This is a genomic window from Pseudomonas sp. 2822-17 (genome assembly GCF_002742485.1).
GTDB classification, from domain to species: Bacteria; Pseudomonadota; Gammaproteobacteria; order Pseudomonadales; family Pseudomonadaceae; genus Aquipseudomonas; species Aquipseudomonas cyclaminis.
In genome coordinates, this window is sequence record NZ_LJRZ01000295.1 from 1 (window position 1) to 15686 (window position 15686).

At 61.5% G+C, this 15686-nt stretch carries 15 protein-coding genes; 4 read left to right on the top strand and 11 right to left on the bottom strand.

The window, feature by feature from the left end; genetic code table 11:
* The first annotated feature begins 75 nt into the window (after nucleotides 1–75).
* Nucleotides 76–1326 (top strand): OprD family porin, encoded by a 1251-nt coding sequence (locus tag AOA60_RS03990; RefSeq protein ID WP_099583538.1) that lies wholly within the window; start codon nucleotides 76–78, stop codon nucleotides 1324–1326.
* A gap of 84 nt (nucleotides 1327–1410) precedes the next feature.
* Nucleotides 1411–2310, top strand: a complete 900-nt coding sequence (locus AOA60_RS03995; protein ID WP_099583284.1) for a polysaccharide deacetylase family protein — start codon at nucleotides 1411–1413, stop codon at nucleotides 2308–2310.
* Nucleotides 2311–2375: 65 nt separating this feature from the next.
* Here the strand turns inward: AOA60_RS03995 and pcaC are convergent, their stop codons facing one another.
* The 11 genes from pcaC to pcaR form a co-directional block, all read right to left on the bottom strand.
* Nucleotides 2376–2774: a 4-carboxymuconolactone decarboxylase gene (gene pcaC, locus AOA60_RS04000; RefSeq protein WP_099583285.1), complete on the bottom strand. Its 399-nt coding sequence runs from the start codon at nucleotides 2772–2774 to the stop codon at nucleotides 2376–2378.
* Between the two features lie 10 nt (nucleotides 2775–2784).
* Nucleotides 2785–3576: a 3-oxoadipate enol-lactonase gene (gene pcaD / locus AOA60_RS04005; protein ID WP_099583286.1), complete on the bottom strand. Its 792-nt coding sequence runs from the start codon at nucleotides 3574–3576 to the stop codon at nucleotides 2785–2787.
* A gap of 10 nt (nucleotides 3577–3586) precedes the next feature.
* Nucleotides 3587–4951 (bottom strand): 3-carboxy-cis,cis-muconate cycloisomerase, encoded by a 1365-nt coding sequence (locus tag AOA60_RS04010; protein WP_099583287.1) that lies wholly within the window; start codon nucleotides 4949–4951, stop codon nucleotides 3587–3589.
* 10 nt (nucleotides 4952–4961) lie between these two features.
* On the bottom strand, nucleotides 4962–6257 hold the full coding sequence (locus AOA60_RS04015; RefSeq protein ID WP_099583288.1) for an MFS family transporter: 1296 nt from the start codon (nucleotides 6255–6257) through the stop codon (nucleotides 4962–4964).
* Between the two features lie 198 nt (nucleotides 6258–6455).
* Nucleotides 6456–7022, bottom strand: a complete 567-nt coding sequence (gene pcaG / locus AOA60_RS04020) for a protocatechuate 3,4-dioxygenase subunit alpha (protein ID WP_099583289.1) — start codon at nucleotides 7020–7022, stop codon at nucleotides 6456–6458.
* Nucleotide 7023: 1 nt separating this feature from the next.
* Nucleotides 7024–7728: a protocatechuate 3,4-dioxygenase subunit beta gene (pcaH, locus tag AOA60_RS04025; RefSeq protein ID WP_099583290.1), complete on the bottom strand. Its 705-nt coding sequence runs from the start codon at nucleotides 7726–7728 to the stop codon at nucleotides 7024–7026.
* 17 nt (nucleotides 7729–7745) lie between these two features.
* Nucleotides 7746–8948, bottom strand: coding sequence for a 3-oxoadipyl-CoA thiolase (gene pcaF, locus AOA60_RS04030; protein WP_177411606.1), 1203 nt, complete (start codon nucleotides 8946–8948; stop codon nucleotides 7746–7748).
* On the bottom strand, nucleotides 8945–9724 hold the full coding sequence (locus AOA60_RS04035) for a CoA-transferase subunit beta (protein WP_099583292.1): 780 nt from the start codon (nucleotides 9722–9724) through the stop codon (nucleotides 8945–8947). Before AOA60_RS04035 ends, pcaF begins: the two co-directional genes overlap by 4 nt.
* Nucleotides 9724–10581, bottom strand: a complete 858-nt coding sequence (locus AOA60_RS04040) for a CoA transferase subunit A (protein WP_099583293.1) — start codon at nucleotides 10579–10581, stop codon at nucleotides 9724–9726. The genes AOA60_RS04035 and AOA60_RS04040 overlap by 1 nt, the downstream gene beginning before the upstream one ends.
* Nucleotides 10582–10726: 145 nt before the next feature.
* A complete protein-coding gene (locus AOA60_RS04045) occupies nucleotides 10727–12067 on the bottom strand; it encodes an MFS transporter (RefSeq protein WP_099583294.1) in 1341 nt (446 codons plus the stop codon).
* Between the two features lie 145 nt (nucleotides 12068–12212).
* A complete protein-coding gene (pcaR, locus tag AOA60_RS04050; protein ID WP_025855315.1) occupies nucleotides 12213–13055 on the bottom strand; it encodes a pca regulon transcriptional regulator PcaR in 843 nt (280 codons plus the stop codon).
* A 558-nt stretch (nucleotides 13056–13613) separates the two neighbouring features.
* Here pcaR and AOA60_RS04055 point away from each other — a divergent pair.
* Complete coding sequence (locus tag AOA60_RS04055) at nucleotides 13614–13814, top strand: hypothetical protein (RefSeq protein ID WP_099583295.1); 201 nt, start codon at nucleotides 13614–13616, stop codon at nucleotides 13812–13814.
* Nucleotides 13815–14125: 311 nt separating this feature from the next.
* Nucleotides 14126–15601: an inorganic phosphate transporter gene (locus tag AOA60_RS04060; protein WP_099583296.1), complete on the top strand. Its 1476-nt coding sequence runs from the start codon at nucleotides 14126–14128 to the stop codon at nucleotides 15599–15601.
* Nucleotides 15602–15686 lie beyond the last annotated feature (85 nt).

The window sequence follows — 15686 nt, forward strand, 5'->3', positions numbered from 1 at the left end:
CACTTTCATCGCCCCCGTACCGCCCCGCACCATGGCCGCCACCTGCATAACCCCAATAACAACAGGTCCAACGCCATGAGCACGTTCCGTCCCTGCCAGCTCTTGCTGGCCACCGCTGTCGCCAGCCTGGCAATTCCCGTCGTCGCCGAAGAGCACGGCTTCCTGGAAGACGCCAGCGCCAACCTCAACTTGCGCAATTTTTTTATCAACCGCAATTTCACCAACCCGACCAAGACCCAGGGCGGCGCGCAGGAGTGGACGCAGAGTTTCATTCTTGACGCCAAGTCCGGCTTTACCCAGGGCACGGTTGGGTTCGGTGTGGATGTGCTGGGGCTGTATTCGTTGAAGCTCGATGGCGGGCGCGGCACCGGTGGCACACAGCTGTTGCCGCTGGATCGCGACGGCCGGCCGGCGGATGAGTTCGGGCGCCTCGGTGTAGCGTTCAAGGCCCGTATTTCGAAGACCGAAGTCAAGGTCGGCGAGTGGATGCCGGTGCTGCCGATCCTGCGCTCGGACGACGGCCGTTCCCTGCCGCAAACCCTGCGCGGCGGGCAGATCACGTCCAGGGAAATCGACGGACTGACCCTCTACGGCGGCCAATTCCGCGCCAACAGCCCGCGTGACGACAGCAGCATGACCGACCTGTCGATGACCGGCAAAGCCGCCTTCACCTCTGACCGCTTCAACTTCCAGGGCGGCGAATACGCGTTCAACGACAAACGCACCCAGGTCGGCCTGTGGAATGCCCAGCTCAAGGACATCTACAGCCAACAATACGTCAACCTGACCCACAGCCAGCCCCTCGGTGACTGGACCCTGGGCGCCAACCTCGGGTTCTTCTACGGCAAGGACGACGGCAGTGCCCGCGCTGGCGAGTTGGACAACAAGACCTGGTCCGGCCTGCTCTCTGCCAAGTACGGCGGCAACACCTTCTATGTCGGCCTGCAAAAACTCACCGGCAACAACGCCTGGATGCGCGTCAACGGCACCAGCGGCGGCACCCTGGCCAACGACAGCTATAACTCCAGCTACGACAACGCCCAGGAAAGATCCTGGCAACTGCGCCACGACTACAACTTCGCCGCCCTCGGTGTGCCGGGCCTGACCTTGATGAACCGCTATATCAGCGGCAGCAACGTGCACACCGGCACCATCACTGATGGCAAGGAATGGGGTCGCGAAAGCGAATTGGGCTACACCGTGCAAAGCGGCAGCCTGAAAAACCTGACGATGCGCTGGCGCAACTCCAGCATGCGCCGCGACTACAGCAACAACGAGTTTGACGAAAACCGGTTGATCGTCAGTTACCCGATAAGTCTGCTGTAATCCAGCGTCGCACTTGCTGTATGGTGCGCGCCTGCCGCTGCTGATCCGCCCAGCAGCGGCCTCTTTTTCGAGCCCGCATACACCATGAAATCCTTCGCCATCGCATCGGCCGTGCTGGCCCTGGCCGTGAGCCTCAGTGGCTGCATCGGCGCGCCCGTCGCCCTGACGCCCCAGACTGAGCAGCGCCTGCAAAGCCAGGCGCCGATCCGTTTCCTGCTGACCTTCGATGACGGTCCCAGTGCCTCGGGCTACAACAACCCGAGCCGTTCGGTGGTGGCCGACCTGGCGCACAACCCGGTGTTGCCGGGGATCAAGGCGGTGTTCTTTTTGCAGACCGAGGCGGCCCGTTCCGGCGGCAGTTCACGGGGTCGCAAGACCATGGAACGTGAGTACGCGGGCGGGCATATCCTGGCCTTCCACACAGCCACGGCGTTTCATACCAACCATCGCTGGCTGAACAACGCCGAACTGGAAAGCACCCTCGCCCAGGGTTCTGCCGATATCGCCGCGATCACCGGCGCGCCACCGGTGCTGGTGCGCCCGCCGTTCTGGAACTACGACCGCCGCACCTTCGCCGCCTACCAGCGCCATGGCCTGCACGTGCTGCTGACGGACTTGAGCGCCAATGACGGCAAAATCTGGGGCTTCAACGGCAGCCCACGCCGCCGCGCCAACCTGTATCGGCAACTATCGGTGGTGCGCGAGCGCATTGCATTGGGCGAGTTGCCAACGGTGGATGGGGTGATACCGGTGGTGGTGACCTTCCACGACATCAACCGCTACACCGCGCGGCATATGCAGGAATATTTGCAGATCCTGCTGGACAGTGCCCAGGTCACCGGCATGAAGACCGCCGCCGAGCCGTTCTATACCGACCATGATGCACTGCAGCGTGCGGCGCTGGCGCGGACGGTCAAGGATGTGAGCGAAGCCGTGCACCTGCCGGGGGTATGGAACTGGGTGTGGGATGCTGATTCCCACTGAAACTTGAAGCCTTGTGAAATCAAACAGGTGGGAGTCCCCTCCCACATTTTGAGCGCAGTTCAAATCTAGTCGGGTTGGCGGGACTCAACGCCCAGCTCATCCCACACGGATTCAGCCAGGTGGAAGGTGGCATTCGCCGCCGGGATCCCGCAGTAGATCGCGCTCTGCATCAGCACTTCCTTGATCTCGGCACGGGTCACGCCATTGCTGGCAGCGGCGCGCAGGTGCAGCTTGAGCTCTTCGGCGCGGTTCATGCCGATCAGCATGGCAATGGTGATCAGGCTGCGGGTGTGCCGAGGCAGGCCCGGGCGGGTCCAGATGTCACCCCAGGCGTGGCGGGTGATCATTTCCTGGAATTCGCTATTGAACTCGGTCAGGGCATTGAGGCTACGGTCGACATGCGCGTCGCCCAGCACGTCGCGGCGTACTTGCAGCCCCTCGGTGTAACGTTGTTTCTCTTCCACAAAAAGCTCCTCAACGGGCCAGCAAAAATTCAATTACACGGTCGCTGAATGCAGCACCGGCCTGAACGTTGGACAGGTGCGCCGCATAGAACTCAGCGTACTCGGCACCCCTCACATGGGTCTGAATAAAGCGGCCACCCTCTGGCGGTGTGACGGCATCTTCGGTGCCGGCAATCACCAGGGTCGGCACTTTGATCGTGCGCAGTTGCTCACGGAAATCCGCATCCCGCACGGCGCCGCAGTTGGCCGCATAACCCTCGGGCGAAGTGGACGCGAGCATGTCGGTGATCTGCTGGGCCTGGTGCGGGTTGGCCGCTGCGAAGTCAGCGGTGAACCAGCGCGCAATGGAGGCATCACGCAAGGCCACCATCGCCGCTGCACCGTCGCGCAACACCATCTCGATGCGCGGGTTCCAGATCTCCGGCGTGCCGATCTTGGCCGCGGTGTTGCACACCACCAGGCTCTGCAAACGCTCACCGGCGTTGATGCCCAGCCATTGGCCAATCAGGCCGCCCATGGACAGGCCGCAAAAATGCGCGCGTTGAATATCCAGTGCGTCCAACAGCGCCAGCACATCACGGCCGAGCTGTTCGATGCTGTAGGGGCCCTTGGTAACCAGGGATTTGCCATGGCCACGGGTATCGAAACGCAACACGCGAAAATGCTCGGTGAAGGCCGAAATCTGGATGTCCCACATATGCAGGTCAGTGCCCAACGAGTTGGACAGCACCAATACTGGCGCGTCCACGGGGCCATCGAGTTGGTAATGCAGGTCGCCCTCGGCAAGTTGTGCAAATGGCATGGTGGCCTCCTCAGGCAGTCAGTTCAAAATGTTCGGTGACAGCACGGGTGACCCAAGTGTGCGCCTGGCCCAGATAGTGGGCCGGGTCGAGCAGGCGGTCGAGTTCGGGTGCAGACAGCTCGGCGCTGACCTGCGGTTCGTCGGCCAATACGGCGCGTAGATGGCGCCCTTCGGCGACTGCTCGCTTGCAGCACTGCTCCAGCAAATGGTGTGCGGTTTCGCGGCCCAGGCGCTGGGCAAGCACGATGCTGACTGCTTCGGCCAGGACCAGGCCCTGGGTCAGATCGAGGTTCTGCTTCATGCGCTCGGGGTCGACTTCCAACCCCTCGCTCACCTGCAGCGCCTGTTGCAAGGCACCGGAGACCAACCGGCAGATCTCCGGCAAGGTTTCCCATTCGGCATGCCACAAGCCCAGGCTGCGCTCATGCTCCTGGGGCATCGCGCTGAACATCGTCGCGACCAACCCAGGCACGCGGGTGGCCGTACTGATCAGCACCGCAGCGCCGACTGGATTGCGTTTGTGCGGCATAGTCGACGAGCCACCCTTGCCCGGCGCCGACGGTTCGAACACTTCCGCCGCTTCGGTCTGCATCAACAGGCTGATGTCGCGGCCCAGCTTGCCGAGGCTGCCGGCGATCAACCCCAGCACGCTGGCGAACTCCACCAGGCGATCACGCTGAGTGTGCCAGGGCTGTTCGGGCAAGCTCAGTTGCAGCTCAGCCGCCAACGCCTCGGCCACCGGCATCGCCTGCTCACCGAGTGCGGCCAAGGTGCCGGAGGCGCCGCCGAATTGCAGCACCAACAGGCGCGGTTTCAGCTCGGTAAGACGTTGACGACTGCGCGTCACGGCGCCCAGCCAACCGGCGATTTTCATGCCCAACGTCACGGGCGTTGCGTGCTGCAGCCAGGTACGCCCGGCCATCGGTGTGGTCGCATAACGCTGGGCCTGGGCGGCGAGTACATCCCCCAAGCGAGCAAGGTCGGTTTCGATCAACACCAGTGCGCGCCGCAATTGCAGCACCAGCCCGGTGTCCATCACATCCTGGCTGGTCGCGCCCAGATGCACGTAGCGTTCGGCCCCGGCATCTTCGCTGGCGATCAACTTACCCAGCGCCTTGACCAACGGAATCGCCGAATTGCCTGCGGTGGCAATCGCCACGCCAAGCGCGTCCACGTCGTACAACGACGCCAGGCATGCCTGGGCAATCGGTGCAACGGCGGCCTGGGGAATCAACCCGACCCGCGCCTCGGCGCGGGCCAAACCTGCCTCAAAATCCAACATGCCCTGCAAGCGCCCCTGGTCGCAGAACACCTCGGCCATGCTGTCAGCTGTGAAGTAAGCGTCGAACAGCTGATTGCTGGTGCGCAGTGTCATAACGCGTTCCTTACAAATCGTGGTGCAAGTACTCCGCCTGTTTCGGCAGACGCAAGCTGAACAGGAAAGCCACGGCCATCATGCCGGTGACGTACCAATAAAAGGTGTTTTCCATGCCCATGGATTTCAGACCCAAGGCCACGTATTCCGCCGAGCCGCCGAAGATCGCATTGGCCACCGCATAGGCCAGGCCTACGCCCAAGGCACGCACATGGGGCGGGAACATTTCTGCTTTCACCAGGCCGCTGATCGAGGTGTAGAAGCTCACGATAGCCAACGCCAGGGAAATCAGCACAAACGCCAGGAACGGGCTGGTCACGGTTTTCAGGGTCAAAAGGATCGGCACGGTGCACAGGGTACCGAGGGCGCCAAACCAGAGCATCGAGTTGCGTCGACCGATCTTGTCCGAGAGCATGCCGAACAGCGGCTGCATGCACATGTACACGAACAGCGCGCCGGTCATGATGTAGCTGGCGGTCTTGGCGTGCATCCCGGCGGTGTTCACCAGGTACTTCTGCATGTAGGTGGTGAACGTGTAGAAAATCAGCGAGCCGCCGGCGGTGTAGCCGAGCACGGTGATAAACGCCGCTTTATGGTTGCGAAACAGCGCAGCGATGCTGCCGGCGTCCTTGTCCTGGCGCATTTCCTTGCTGCTGGTTTCCTTGAGGGTGCGACGCAGCAACAGCGAAATCACCGCCGCAATCGCGCCGATCACGAACGGAATCCGCCAGCCCCAGGCGCGCAATTCTTCTTCGGTGAGGATCTGTTGCAGGATCACCACCACCAACACCGCCAGCAGTTGCCCGCCGATCAGGGTGACGTATTGGAACGAGGCGAAGAAACCGCGCTGCCCTTTGAGGGCGACTTCACTCATATAGGTTGCGGTGGTGCCGTACTCGCCACCCACCGACAACCCCTGGAACAACCGCGCCACCAGCAGCAACGCCGGGGCCCAGGCGCCGATGTCTTTGTAGGTGGGCAGGAAGGCGATGACCAGCGAGCCGGCACACATCATCAGCACCGAAATCATCATCGAATTTTTGCGACCGTGTTTATCGGCCACCCGGCCAAACAGCCAGCCGCCGATGGGGCGCATCAGGAACCCGGCGGCGAATACGCCGGCGGTGTTGAGCAGTTGGACCGTGGGGTCGTCCGAGGGGAAAAACGCCGGGGCGAAGTAAATGGCGCAGAAGGCGTAGACGTAGAAGTCGAACCATTCGACCAGGTTGCCGGAGGAGGCACCGACAATCGCGAAGATCCGTTTGCTGCGTTCTTCTCCGGTGTAGTGACTGGTGGTGGTTGTCATGATTTTTCACTCAGTGGGAACGGTTATAGCCTAGACATACTTTGCAACAACCATGTTCCGCAAGCAGACATTTGGATAATGGGTTGCCTGAGGGCCCTATCGGGGGCAAGCCCCCTCCCACACTTAACCGAGTAAGGCTCAGACAACTCGATCAACTGTGGGAGGGGGCTTGCCCCCGAAGAGGCCCCCAAGCCTTACTCAATAATCAAAAAACACCGTCTCCTTATCCGTCCCCTGCAAAATCACATTCCACTGATACACACCCTGCTCATCCTGCCTGGCAATCAAGGTGCTACGCCGCTCGGCCGGCACACATGCCAGCAGCGCGTCATCGCCATTGAGCACCTCACCGTCAAAATAAATTCGCGTCAGCAAGTGCTTCACCAAGCCTCGCGCAAACACCAGCACCACCAAATGCGGCGCCTGGGTCGTGCCTTTCAGGCCCGGAACAGCCCCCGGCTTGATGGTGGTAAACCGGAAGCGCCCTTCGGCGTCCACCGGCACCCGGCCAAACCCTTCAAAGTTAGGGTCGACGGCCTTGTCCTGCTCATCTTCCGGATGGTCGTACTTGCCGGCGGCATTGGCCTGCCAGACCTCGAGCATGGCGTCGTTGACCACATCACCGTTGCCATCCACCACTTGCCCGCTGATCGCCACGCGCTCGCCAAGGGTGGCGGCGACGGTCAGGTCTTCGCGGTTCAGCCAGGTCAGGCCGATGTGGTAATACGGCCCGACGGTGTGGGACGTGGTTGCGTAAAGGCTCATCTCATTTCTCCATCGGCGTGGCGTCGCGGCCGCGCAGGACGATGTCCCAGCGGTAGCCGAGGGCATAGGAAGGAATGGTTTTTTCCAGGTCGAAGCTGGCGATCAAGCGCTGCTTGGCCGAAGTGTCCGGCACGCAGTTGTAGATCGGGTCGTATTCCAGCAACGGGTCGCCGGGGAAATACATCTGCGTGACCAACCGCGTCAGCACACTCGGGCCAAACAGCGAAAAGTGGATATGCGCCGGGCGCCATGCATTGTGATGGTTGCCCCACGGGTAGGCGCCGGGCTTGATGGTCTGGAACTGGTACCAGCCATCGGCGTCGGTGACGGTGCGGCCGGTGCCGGTGAAATTCGGGTCCAGCGGCGCGTCGTGCACATCGCGCTTGTGGTTGTAGCGACCGGCGGCGTTGGCCTGCCAGATCTCCACGAGGATGCCCGGCACCGGCAAACCGTTTTCGTCCAGCACGCGGCCATGAATGATGATGCGCTCGCCCTGTGGTTCGCCTTCATGCTGCGCGGTGAGGTCGTTGTCCTTCTCGTTGATCCGCTCGGCACCGATGGTCGGGCCGGTGATTTCCGACAAGGAATGGGGCAGGAACACCAGCGGCTGGGACGGCGAACGCAGGTTCGTCGACTGGTAGGCCGGGTGCAGGTAATCAGGTTGAGTGCCCGCTTGCGGGCGCCGGTAACCGGGCTTGTCACTCATGGAGCAGTCCTCTCTTATTAGATGCGTTCAATCGCCAGGGCCAAGCCTTGGCCGACGCCGACACACATGGTCGCCAGGCCTTTACGGCCACCGGTTTTTTCCAACTGATGCAGGGCTGTCAGGACCAACCGTGCACCGCTCATGCCCAGCGGATGCCCAAGGGCGATGGCGCCACCGTTCGGATTGACCTGGGGCGCGTCGTCGGCGATCCCCAATTCACGCAGCACCGCCAGGCCTTGGCTGGCGAAGGCTTCGTTGAGTTCGATCACGTCAAAATCGGTGACCGCCAACCCCAGGCGCTCCACCAGTTTGCGCACCGCCGGCACCGGGCCGATGCCCATCACACGCGGGGCGACACCGGCGCTGGCCATGCCCAACACGCGGGCACGGGCGGTGAGGCCGTGTTTCTTGACCGCTTCGGCGGACGCCAGGATCAGCGCGGCGGCGCCATCATTCACACCCGAAGCATTACCAGCGGTGACAGTTTTGTCAGGGCCGTTGACCGGCTTGAGCTTGGTCAGGGCTTCGAGGGTGGTGTCCCGTGGATGCTCATCGTGCGCCACCACGGTTTCGCCTTTTTTATGGGCGACCCGCACTGGCACGATTTCTTCGGCAAAGAACCCGGCCGCCTGAGCGGCTGCCGTGCGTTGCTGGCTGCGCAGGGCGAAGGCGTCCTGATCGGCGCGGGACACTTGGTAATCGTCGGCGACGTTATCGGCGGTCTGCGGCATTGCATCCACGCCGTATTGTTCCTTCATCAGCGGGTTGATAAAACGCCAGCCGATGGTGGTGTCTTCCAGCTTCATGTTGCGCGAAAACGCCGCATCGGCCTTGCCCATCACGAACGGTGCACGGGACATCGACTCGACGCCGCCGGCAATCGTCAGCTCCATTTCGCCGCTGGCGATGGCGCGAAACGCGGTGCCGATGGCGTCCATGCCCGAGGCGCACAACCGGTTGAGGGTCACGCCGGGAATAGTCTCGGGCAGGCCCGCCAGCAACAGCGCCATGCGCGCAACGTTGCGGTTGTCTTCGCCGGCCTGGTTGGCGCAGCCGAGGAACACCTCGTCCACCGCACGCCAGTCCACCGACGGGTTGCGTTCCATCAGCGCCTTGATCGGCAGCGCCGCCAGGTCGTCGGCACGCACCGTGGCCAGGCCACCGCCAAACCGGCCGATGGGCGTGCGGATGGCATCACAGATAAACACGTCGCGCATCAGGCTTCTCCAGGTGCTTGGCCATGAGCGGCGGCCGTGCGGGCTTCGAGGTCACGCAGGGCGGTCAGTTCGATGTCCGTCGGTTCGGCAGTGATGCTGACCTGGTCGGCAAAGCGGATCGCCCAACCGGTGGCGGCCACCACTTGCTCGCGAGTTACGCCAGGGTGCAGCGCGGTGACCACAAATTCATGGGTGCCCTCTTCCGGCTCCATGATGCACAGGTCGGTAATGATGCCGACAGGACCGGCGCCCGGCAGGCCCAGGCGCTTGCGTGAATCGCCGCCCTCGCCGTGGCCGACGGAGGTGATGAAGTCCAGCTTGTCCACGAACGACCGGGACGACTGCTTGAGGATGATCAGCACGCTCTTGGCGGAACCGGCAATCTCCGGCGCGCCACCGGCACCTGGCAGGCGTACTTTGGGCTGGTGATAGTCACCGACCACGGTGGTGTTGATGTTGCCGAAACGGTCGACCTGAGCCGCACCGAGAAAGCCGACGTCAATGCGCCCGCCTTGCAGCCAGTAGCGAAAAATCTCACCGGTTGGCACCACGGTGTCAGCGGTTTCCGCCAGTTCACCGTCACCGATGGACAACGGCAGTACCGAAGGCTTGGCGCCAATTGGGCCGGACTCATAGATCAACACCACGTCGGGCGACGAAGTCAGGCGCGCCAGGTTGGCTGCTTTCGAGGGCAGGCCGATGCCGACAAAGCACACCGAGCCGTTTTTGAGGCGGCGCGCGGCGGCGACGGTCATCATTTCATTGGTCGAGTAAGCCATTACTTGGCCTCCTGCGCGGTGGCCAGTTTGGCCTGGAATTCACTGAAGTCGGCAGTTCCGTGGATGTATTCGTCAATCCAGGCGGTAAACGTCCCACGGTCGCGGGCAATCGGGTCCCACGCCTGGTAGAAGCGATTGTCGCGCTCGTTGTAACCGTGGGCGTAGGAAGGATGCGCGCCGCCGGGTACGTGGCAGACAGCAGTCAGGGCCCAGGTCGGCAATACGCAGCTGTTCATCGGTGCATTCAGGTCGTCAACAATTTCCTCGACGGTGACGATGCAACGCTTGGCCGCCAGGGCCGCTTCCTTCTGCACACCGAGAATGCCCCAGAGCAACACGTTGCCCTTGCGGTCGGCCTTCTGGGCGTGAATCACGGTGATGTCCGGGCGTACCGACGGCACCGCCGCCAGCACTTCGCCGGTAAACGGGCAAGTCACACTTTTGATCAGCGGGTTGACCTTGGGCAGGTCGGAACCGGCGTAGGCACGCAGCACCGCGAACGGCAGGCCTGAGGCACCAGCGACGTAGGCATTCGCCAGGTCGGCATGGCTGTGTTCTTCGATCTCCAGCGGCTGCGGCCAGTGTTTCTCGACCGCGTCACGCAGGCGATGCAGGGAACCCACGCCAGGGTTGCCGCCCCAGGAGAAAATCAGCTTGCGTGCACAGCCGGCGCCGATCAACTGGTCGTAGATCAGGTCAGGCGTCATGCGTACCAGCGTCAGGTCTTTCTTGCCCTGACGAATGATTTCATGGCCTGCGGCGGTAGGGATCAGGTGGGTAAAGCCTTCGAGGGCGACGGTATCGCCGTCGTTCACGAAGCGCTTGACCGCATCACGCAGGGTGAGAATGTCAGCCATGGGGTTGGGCTCCCGGGTTATCGAAAAAGGCGCTGAGGTGGCGCCGAAGTGCTTGAAGATTAAGCTGGGGAAATGGGCCAAACAATCCGATAATCGACTAAGCGTTCGATTATCGAACCGATTGTTGGCAAGCTATCAATCAACCTCAGGTCGCATCCGCATGGCTGACCATGCCCTTGATGACCACTGCCGCGGTGGCGACTGCGGCCGGGATCACCAGGGCGGTGAGCACCTGCTCGAAGTTCCAGCCCAGGCCCAGCAAGGTGGCGCCCATCCAGGCGCCGAGGATCGCGCCGAAGCGGCCGATGCCGAGCATCCACGACACGCCGGTGGCGCGGCCTTGGGTCGGGTAGAAACGCGCCGCCAGGGACGGCATCGCCGATTGCGCACCGTTAACGCACATCCCGGCAATCAGCACCAAGGTCGCCAGCACGGTGATATTGCCCAGGCTCTGTCCGACCGCGCAGGCAAACACCCCAGCCAGCAGGTAGAAAATACCGATGACTTTGTGGGGATTGAACCGGTCCATCGCCCAACCCACGCCAACGGCGCTCAGTACCCCACCGAACTGGAACAACGCACCGATAAACGCGGCTTGCTCCATGCTCGCGCCGCTGTCACGCATCAGCGTCGGCAGCCAACTGGTCAGCAGGTACACAATCACCAGGCCCATGAAGTAGGTGAGCCACAGCAGCAAGGTGCCGGCGCTGTAGGTGCCGGAGAAGATCACCGCGAACACATTGCGGGCCTTGACGATTTTCTGTTCGGGTACGCTGAAGGCCGTGGCCTGGGCAACGATAGTGGGCTCGATGGGTGACAAGGTTTTGCGCACCTTGTCGGTTCCACGGTTGCGCACCACCAGGTAACGCGCCGACTCCGGCAGCCAGAGCAGCAGGACCACCACCAGGATCAACGGCAGGATGCCGCCGATCATCAACAACGCATGCCAGCCAAACGCCGGGATCAGCTTGGCCGAGATAAACCCGCCACCGGCCATGCCCAGGTTGAAGCCGCAGAACATGCTGGTCACCAGCAACGATTTATGACGTTCGGGGGTGTATTCGGACAGCAGCGTGGTGGCATTGGGCATACCCGCGCCCAGGCCCAGCCCTGTGAGGAAACGCAGCACCAGCAACTGGTCGACATTGCTGCTGTAGGCCGAGGCGAGGCTGAACGCACCAAACACCAGTACGGCACCGACCAGCACCACTTTACGGCCAAAACGGTCGGCCAGCGGGCCGGAACCCAGCGCGCCGAATACCATGCCGATCAACGCAGCACTCATCACCGGGCCGAGGCTGGCGCGGTCGATGCCCCAGTCCTGGGACAGCGCAGGCGCAATAAAGCCCATGGCTGCAGTGTCGAGGCCGTCGAGGAAAACTATCAGGAAACACAGGATGACCACGCGCCACTGATAGCGTGACAGTGGCTGGGTGTTGATGAAGGACTGCACGTCCAGCGTGGTACCGACAGAAGGCTGATTCATTATTTTTATTCCACACCGAGGGCGGGCCAACGACCTGGGGTCGTCATTATTATTGGGGCGCCCCTTAGAGCGCTGCCGCACAATAATAAGCCGGGTGAAACACCGTCAATTGATCAAGCCGGGATCTGTGCGGTCACCGAACAGCTTAGGCAAACAGTTGCGCACTCAGCTCACGGCTGGCGCTGAGCATGCTCGGCAGGAAACGCTGTTCCAGCTCGCTGCGGCTGACCCGCCCTGCATGGGTGCTGACATTGAGTGCCGCCAATACCTGGCCCGAGGCGTCATACACCGGCACCGCGATGGAGCGCAGGCCTTGTTCCAGTTCCTGGTCGACGATGCACCAGCCCTGCTGACGCACTTGTTGCAGGCATTCGAACAAGGCTTCAGGTGTGGTGAGGGTGCGACTGGTCTTGGTTTGCAGGTCGGCGTGATCGAGGTAGTCCTGCAGCGAAGCGTCGTCCAATGCCGCGAGCAGGATGCGCCCCATGGAAGTGCAATAGGCCGGCAAACGGCCGCCCACCGAGAGGTCCACCGAAATCAGGCGCTGGGTCGTGGCTGAGCGGGCGATATAGAGGATGTCATCGCCTTCCAGGGTGGCCATGTTGCAGGCTTCGTGCAGTTGTTCACTCATACGGTCCAGGTACGGCTGGGCCGACACCGCCAGTGGCGTGGATGAGAGGTAGGCATGGCCCAGGGTCAGGACTTTGGGCAACAGTGAATAAGTGCGCCCGTCGGTGGTGGCGTAGCCCAGTTTGATCAGGGTATGCAGGCAACGGCGCACAGCGGCGCGGGGGATTTCGGTGCGGTGACTGATCTGGGCAATCGTCAGGTGGCGCTTGCGCTCCTGGAATGCCTGCACGACGGCCAGGCCACGGGCCAGGGAGGTCATGAAGTCGGGGTCACCGGTAAACGCCTGGATCCGCTTGGCCGGCGAGGCAACGATCGGCGGCGCCACTGACGCGAAGGAGTTGCGCAATTGATCGTTCATCTCAGGTTCCTTTCTCTTATTGTCAACCGCAGGGATTGGGCGGGTATTACAAGCCGCACCGGCCGCCCTGCACAAGGCAGGGCCGGCAACATTGGGCGATTATCGGACGATCATGCGATTATCGCAATTTGAGCCGTGCCCGCACCCTCACCCGCCTGGCAGAGTAAAGTTGCGATGAGAAGGTTGAATCTTTAGTTCCTTGTTGACTTTATGGCGCCAGAATTTCAGCAATTGCTGACGTCTGCGTGTAACAAAACGCTCACACAAAGTTGACGCTTTTTAACTTTATACCGATAGTGTTATTCAAATGCGCCGCTATAATGCACGCTGTGCGGAGGTCAGCCCGGTTTCACTATCGGGACCAGAGCTCGCCAGCCCAGGCACATGCCGTGCATGGAAGGTCGCAACTACCTGCCTTGAATGACAGTTATCACCAACGGTCTTTAGTATCAGCGGTTCAAACTTGAGCGCATCACTGGTTCAACTTTGAACAATCCGAAGGCGACATTCAGGCACTACGCTGCCGGGTAATTACACTCAACTCAATTAGGTAACAATGTGACGAAAGATGAACTGCGCGCGGAACTTGAGCGCCAGGAGCAACGTTACAAGGACGTTTACGGCGGGGAAGTCACCACCTACGCCGCCCAGCCTGAACCTGAGCGCAAACCCTGGCGCAAGCGAGCCAGCCTGCTCGACCAGGCGTTTACCCAGGAAATCCAAAAGATTGAACAGGAACTCAAGGCCGAAGAGCCATAAGTGCTTCGGATTGAGCCAGGGGCGCGGCCCGGGCTGCTAGCGCTTAGCCAGCAGCCCGGGCCCTGGATCCCACGATCGCCAGTAAAATTTCATACAAATGTTTCAGACATGACGATTCGGTGACAAAACCCGGTCTTTTCAGACCTGTACTTTATAAATCAAAGACTTGCCAAAGCCCCGAAAACCCTGGGATCGCCCGGTTTCGCCCCTGGCGTTTCAATGAAGTTTGTTACCGATGAGCAGCTAGTGCATCGATTACTGAGGTTTTCTGGCATAATCGCGCCCCCTTACGACCGGGTCAGAAAACCTTCATGATCGATTTATTCAGCGGACTGGATGCTTGGGTTCTCGTGAGCCTGTTGCTCGCCCTGGCCTTTGTCCTCGCCTTCGAGTTCATCAATGGCTTTCATGACACCGCTAACGCGGTGGCCACAGTCATCTATACCAAAGCCATGCCGCCGCATCTGGCCGTGTTCTTCTCCGGGGTGTTCAACTTCCTCGGCGTATTGCTCGGTGGTGTCGGTGTCGCCTACGCCATCGTGCATTTGCTGCCGGTGGAGTTGCTGATCAACGTGAACACCGGCCATGGTTTGGCGATGGTCTTCTCGTTATTGGCCGCAGCGATCACCTGGAACCTGGGCACCTGGTACTTCGGTATTCCTGCTTCCAGCTCCCACACCCTGATCGGCTCGATCCTCGGTGTCGGCCTGGCCAACGCCCTGATCAACGATATTCCCCTGGCTGACGGTGTGAACTGGCAGAAGGCTATCGATATCGGCGCCTCCCTGGTGTTCTCGCCGATGGCCGGCTTCCTGGTCGCAGCCCTGGTGCTGATCGGTCTGAAATGGTGGCGCCCGCTGTCGAAGATGCACAAGACCCCGGACCAGCGCCGCAAGCTCGACGACAAGAAGCACCCGCCGTTCTGGAACCGCCTGGTCCTGGTGATCTCCGCCATGGCCGTGAGTTTCGTGCACGGCTCCAACGATGGTCAGAAAGGCATCGGCCTGATCATGCTGGTGCTGATCGGTATCGTACCGGCGCAGTTCGTACTCGACTTGGGCAGCACCACCTACCAGATCGAGCGTACCCGCGACGCCACCGTGCATTTGAGCCAGTTCTACCAGCGCAATAACGCCACCCTCGGCGAATTCCTGGCCCTGGGCAAAAGCGTGAAGGACGATCTGCCGGGCAAGTTCCAGTGCAACCCGCAGCAGACCGAGCCCACTATCAAAGCGCTCGTCAGTACGCTGAGCGGGGTCTCGGACTACCATTCGCTGACCTCGGACCAGCGTATCGAAGTGCGTCGCTACCTGCTCTGCCTGGACGACACCGCGAAGAAAGTCGGCAAGCTGCCGGGCCTGGATGCGCGTGAGAAGTCCGACCTCGACAAGCTTCGCAAAGACCTGACCGCGACGACCGAGTACGCGCCGTTCTGGGTAATCCTCGCCGTCGCATTGGCCTTGGGCCTGGGCACCATGGTGGGTTGGAAGCGTGTGGTACTGACCATCGGTGAGAAGATCGGCAAGCAGGGCATGACCTATGCCCAGGGCATGTCAGCGCAGATCACCACCGCTACCATGATTGGCTTTGCCAATATCTTTGCCCTGCCGGTGTCCACGACACATGTGCTGTCTTCCGGCGTGGCCGGCACCATGGTCGCGAACAAGAGCGGCCTGCAAGGTGGCACGGTCAAGACCATCCTGATGGCTTGGGTGTTGACGTTGCCTGCGACCGTTGGCCTGTCGGCCGGGTTGTTCTGGCTGGCGTCCAAGGCGCTGGGCAACTGATAGCCAGGCGCTGAAAAAAAGGTGCGGCCTCTGTGAGGACCGCACCTTTTTTTATGGATCAGTATTAACCGACATCATTAAATAC